The following is a 4,622-nucleotide window of genomic DNA, read 5'->3' as shown; positions in this document are numbered from 1 at the left end:
GGATGCGCCTGAAGGAAAGGCGCAAGCTTGTCCTGATCGCCGAATATCAGAAAGGTCGCGCCAGGCGTGCGTTCCAGAAAAAGGGCAGCGCCCGGCACGACCACGGAGGGACCGAAATCCCCACCCATGGCGTCCAGCGCGATCCGCACAGGCTTTTCCATTCCTCGTCAGACTCCGTTTCCGGTCGGCCCCTTGAGAAGCCTGGGCGCAAAAGCGCAGGCAAGAGCGCGGGACAATAGCCGTTGCGCCGCCGTTGGCAAGTCCCTGTCAGCCCAGATAAACCGCATGAGCCGGCGGCGGACTATTCTTTCTTGAGCTTGGCCAGGGAGGCGAAGGGCGACGGGCGGGTTTCCTCCGCGTCCTCGCTCACCGATGCGAATTCGACGCCGGGCTTGCGCGGATAGGGGTCGAGCCCCAGAGCCAGGAATTCGGAGGCCAAGGCGCCAAGGTCGATCTTGCCGCCGACGATCGGGTCCGGCGGATCGGGCTGTTCGGCCAGAGCCGCCGCCTTGTCCTGCGCCGCCTCGATTTCGGCCATGGCGCGGGCGTAAGCCGCCTCGGCCTCGGCTTCGGGCGCGAATTCGACCTCGAAGGGCTCGTCAACAAGGGCGTCGAACCGCTCCAGGGTCACAACGCAGGTCTGCGCGACCACCGCCCGGACGCGCCCCTTGACCAGCAGGCGTTCGGCGCCGCGCCGCAGGACCTCGGCCTCGACGGCGAGGCTGCGGATCGCCTCCAGCCCGTCGAATTCGGCCAGAGCGTCGCATTCCGCCGCGCTGGCGTCGAATTTGAGGCGAAGGCCGTTCTCGCCGACGGAATCGACGGCGAGCGGCCGGGAAAAGGGCGGCGCGCCCTCGGGAAGCTGCGAATGGGTCATGTCTTTCCCCCAAAACCTGATGTCGCCGTCCGCCTCGCACGGATTTGCGGCCAGAGCATGACCCCGAACGGCGGCGCCCGGTTTTCGGGATCATGCGCGAAAAGGAATGTCACGGCGCCGGAAAAGGCGCCTCGCCGCGCAGAAACGTCTCGACCGGCGCAGCGTCGAGCGCCGCACGGGCGCGCAGATAATAAGCGGCCAAAGCAGCGCCGTCGCCCGCGCCGCCGAGGACGTTGCGGGCGAGCGCGGCGGCGAGCGCCGCCTCGCCCTGGGCGAAAGCCTCCTCATAGGCCGCGCCGCGCCCCATGAAGGCGCCGGCGAGCTTCTTCATCTTCTTGGGCACGCCGACGTCGGAAATGCCGATCTCGCGCAAGGCGTCGTCGAAACGGGAAAAAACCGCATTGGACAGATCCTGCGCCAAAGCCGGCGCCGGATCGGGCGCAAGGCTGAGTCGCCGCAGCAGCAGGCCGGCGTTCAGGGTCAGGATCTCGAAACGGCCTTCGAATGTGTCCGCAGCGCCATAAGGCGGCAGAAAAAACGCCGGCAGACGCGATTGCGCCACCAAGGCCTCGTGCAGGCGCCCGATCTGCTCTTCGAGGGGATTGCGACGGAAAAGACCGAAAATCATCGCGTTCGCTCGCGCTCCGCCGTCTGTCCGCCGCTCGGAAAACCCTTGGAGGCGGCCCGCCCGACCGCAGCTCCAACCAAGCCTTGGCCTTGCTTTTGCCTTCACCCGGGGGTAGGCGTGTGCGCGACGGGATGCAAGGATAAACTTGCGGAAAACGCGGAGATTCTGAATGCGGGCGAAAATTCAATGGCGCAGGAAAGCGAACCATCCGCGCCAGACGATCGCCCGCGGCGTTCTCATCCTCGCAGCCTCGCTGGCCCTGGCGCCGCTGTCCGGCTGCTCGACGCTCGACGATACGGTCGTCCATCGCGGCTATGTGTTTGACGATCAGGTCATCAAGCAGGTGCGCCCCGGCATGCCGGCCGAACAGGTGCTGATCCTGCTCGGCACGCCTTCGACCACCTCGACCGTCGGCGGCGAGGCCTGGTATTACATCAGCCAGCGCGTCGAGCGGATGATGCCGTCGATGCCGGCGAAAATCACCGAGCAGCGCGTTTTCGCGGTCTATTTCGACGCCAACAAGAAGGTGACCCGCACCGGCGATTACGGGTTGCAGGACGGCAAGGTGGTCGATTTCAACACGCGCCAGACCATCACCGGCGGCGGCGAAAACCGCATCCTGCAAACGCTGCTCAACCAGATGGGCAAGTTCCAGTACAAGTTCTGAGGCCATACCGCCTGCGAGCAAGGCCCCGTGGATCGTCTCCGCGGGGTTTTTGTTTGGGGCGTTCCGATGGAACTCTGACCTGTCGGCGGCGACGCGCATCGGTTATTCTGAAACAAGAGGAGCGCCATCATGCCGTTACAACTGGTTCTGACCGTGATCGGCCGAGACAGGCCGGGCCTTGTGAGCATGGTTTCCGAAACCATCGCCGCACACGGCGGCAACTGGCTCGACACGCGCATGGCGCGGCTGGCCGGGCAGTTCGCCGGCATTCTGCTGGTGGCGATTGCGGAGGAAAAGGCCGACGCGCTCGTCGTGTCGCTGCGCCAACTGGAAGCCCAGGGGCTGCGCTTCATCATCGAGCAAAGCGATGAGCAGACGTCGACCGACGGCCGCGCCTTGCTGCTCGAACTGGTCGGCCTCGACCGGCCCGGCATCGTCCGGGACATATCCCGCGTGCTGGCCGCCCTGAACGTCAATATCTATGAGCTCGAAAGCGAACGCGTCGTCGGGTCGTTCTCGGGCGAGGCCATGTTCAAGGCCAAGGCAAGGCTGACGCTGCCCGATGGCCTGGATGTCGAGATTCTGCGCGGATCCCTCGAAGCGCTTGCGCACGAGCTGATGGTCGATCTGTCGCTTGAAGACAATCGGCCGCTCATTCCTTGCGATTAGGCGCAAGAAAAAGGACGACTGAATTGAATCAGTCGTCCCGAACGAATTGTTCGTTTTGTGGCCCGCGGGAAGAAGCCTTTTACATCCCCCGATGGGCGAGGATCGCCAGCAGCAGCAGCGCGACAATATTGGTGATCTTGATCGCCGGATTGACCGCCGGGCCCGCCGTGTCCTTGTAGGGGTCGCCGACGGTGTCGCCGGTCACCGAAGCCTTGTGGGCCTCGCTGCCCTTGAAGTGCTTGGCGCCATCCTTGTCGATGAAACCGTCTTCAAAGCTCTTTTTCGCATTGTCCCAGGCGCCGCCGCCGGAGGTCATGGAAATGGCGACGAACAGGCCGTTGACGATCACGCCGAGCAGTGAGGCGCCCAGAGCCGCGAAGGCGTTGGCCTTGCTGCCCGACACCAGCAACACGCCGAAATAGACCACCAAAGGCGCCAGCACCGGCAGCAGCGAGGGGATGATCATTTCGCGGATCGCCGCCTTGGTCAGCATGTCCACGGCGCGGCCGTAATCGGGCCGGGTCGTGCCTTCCATGATGCCGGGCATTTCCCGGAACTGCCGGCGCACTTCCTCGACCACGGCGCCCGCCGCGCGGCCGACCGCCGTCATGGCGATGCCGCCGAACAGATAGGGGATCAGGCCGCCGAAGATCAGGCCCGCCACCACATAGGGGTTGGAGAGGTCGAAATTGACCGCGCCGACATCCTTGAAATAGGGCAGGCCCTGGCTGATGAAGTCGCGCAAGTCGTTTGTATAGGCGGCGAACAGCACCAGAGCCCCGAGGCCGGCCGAGCCGATGGCGTAGCCCTTGGTCACCGCCTTGGTGGTGTTGCCGACCGCGTCGAGCGCGTCGGTGGACTGGCGCACTTCCTTGGGCAGGCCGGCCATTTCGGCAATGCCGCCGGCATTGTCGGTGACCGGGCCGAAGGCGTCGAGCGCCACGATCATGCCGGCGAGGCCGAGCATGGTGGTGACGGCGATGGCCGTGCCGAACAGGCCGGCGAGCTGATAGGTCGCGATAATGCCGGCGACGATCACCAGAGCCGGCAGCGCCGTCGATTCCAGCGAGACCGCGAGGCCCTGGATGACATTGGTGCCGTGGCCGGTGACCGACGCCTGAGCGATGGACACCACCGGACGCTTGCCGGTGCCGGTATAATATTCGGTGATGACCACGATGGCGCCGGTGACGGCAAGGCCGATCAGGCCGCACACGAACAGATTGGCGCCGGTGATGGTCTGGCCGGCGACATCGCCGATCGAGCCCCAGCCGATCAGGAACTGGGTCGCCACGGCGAGGCCGACCACCGACAAGGCGCCGGTCACGATCAGGCCCTTGTAGAGCGCGCCCATGATCGAATTATTGGCGCCGAGCTTGACGAAGCCCGCGCCGACAATCGAGGTGACGATGCAGGCCGCGCAGATCGCCAGCGGATAGAGCATGGTGGCGGCAAGCGAATCCGAGCCCTTGAAGAAGATCGCCGCCAGAACCATGGTCGCGACCACGGTCACCGCATAGGTCTCGAACAGATCGGCCGCCATGCCGGCGCAATCGCCGACATTATCGCCGACATTATCCGCGATGGTCGCCGGATTGCGCGGGTCGTCCTCGGGAATGCCGGCCTCGACCTTGCCGACGAGATCGGCGCCGACATCCGCGCCCTTGGTGAAAATGCCGCCGCCGAGACGGGCGAAGATCGAGATCAGCGAGGCGCCGAAGCCGAGCGCCACCAGCGAGTCGATCACCTCGCGATTATTGACCGAAAGACCCAGCGGCCCG

Annotated in this window: 5 protein-coding genes and 1 pseudogene; 2 read left to right on the top strand and 4 right to left on the bottom strand. The window is 65.2% G+C overall.

What is annotated here, in order from left to right:
- The 3 genes and pseudogenes from ACE3S9_RS15260 to ACE3S9_RS15250 all read right to left on the bottom strand — a co-directional run.
- Positions 1-161, bottom strand: a pseudogene (locus ACE3S9_RS15260) (phosphate acyltransferase); the annotation flags it as partial.
- A gap of 140 nt (positions 162-301) precedes the next feature.
- Entirely contained in the window at positions 302-877 is a 576-nt protein-coding gene (locus ACE3S9_RS15255) for a DUF177 domain-containing protein (RefSeq protein ID WP_374547336.1), read from the bottom strand.
- A 109-nt stretch (positions 878-986) separates the two neighbouring features.
- Positions 987-1,505 carry a ubiquinol-cytochrome C chaperone family protein gene (locus ACE3S9_RS15250; RefSeq protein ID WP_374547335.1) on the bottom strand — a complete coding sequence of 173 codons (519 nt, stop codon included), beginning with the start codon at positions 1,503-1,505 and terminating at the stop codon, positions 987-989.
- A gap of 169 nt (positions 1,506-1,674) precedes the next feature.
- On the opposite strand from ACE3S9_RS15250, the gene ACE3S9_RS15245 reads away from it, so the two are divergent.
- Both ACE3S9_RS15245 and ACE3S9_RS15240 read left to right on the top strand, forming a co-directional pair.
- Positions 1,675-2,172 carry an outer membrane protein assembly factor BamE gene (locus tag ACE3S9_RS15245; RefSeq protein WP_374547334.1) on the top strand — a complete coding sequence of 166 codons (498 nt, stop codon included), beginning with the start codon at positions 1,675-1,677 and terminating at the stop codon, positions 2,170-2,172.
- Positions 2,173-2,301: 129 nt separating this feature from the next.
- Positions 2,302-2,841, top strand: coding sequence for a glycine cleavage system protein R (locus ACE3S9_RS15240; protein WP_374547333.1), 540 nt, complete (start codon positions 2,302-2,304; stop codon positions 2,839-2,841).
- A gap of 79 nt (positions 2,842-2,920) precedes the next feature.
- Here the strand turns inward: ACE3S9_RS15240 and ACE3S9_RS15235 are convergent.
- Positions 2,921-4,622 (bottom strand): sodium-translocating pyrophosphatase (locus ACE3S9_RS15235; protein WP_374547332.1); only part of this gene is annotated, 1,702 nt, incomplete at its 5' end.

It is taken from the genome of Rhodoblastus sp., from assembly GCF_041915505.1.
GTDB lineage: Bacteria > Pseudomonadota > Alphaproteobacteria > Rhizobiales > Beijerinckiaceae > Rhodoblastus.
This window is presented reverse-complemented; position numbering and strand designations above follow the sequence as displayed.

Excerpts from the sequence above, each read along its gene's own strand:
- ACE3S9_RS15255 (WP_374547336.1), bottom strand. The coding sequence starts at position 877 with ATGACCCATTCGCAGCTTCCCGAGGGCGCGCCGCCCTTTTCCCGGCCG.
- ACE3S9_RS15250 (WP_374547335.1), bottom strand. The coding sequence starts at position 1,505 with ATGATTTTCGGTCTTTTCCGTCGCAATCCCCTCGAAGAGCAGATCGGG.
- ACE3S9_RS15245 (WP_374547334.1), top strand. The coding sequence starts at position 1,675 with ATGCGGGCGAAAATTCAATGGCGCAGGAAAGCGAACCATCCGCGCCAG.
- ACE3S9_RS15240 (WP_374547333.1), top strand. The coding sequence starts at position 2,302 with ATGCCGTTACAACTGGTTCTGACCGTGATCGGCCGAGACAGGCCGGGC.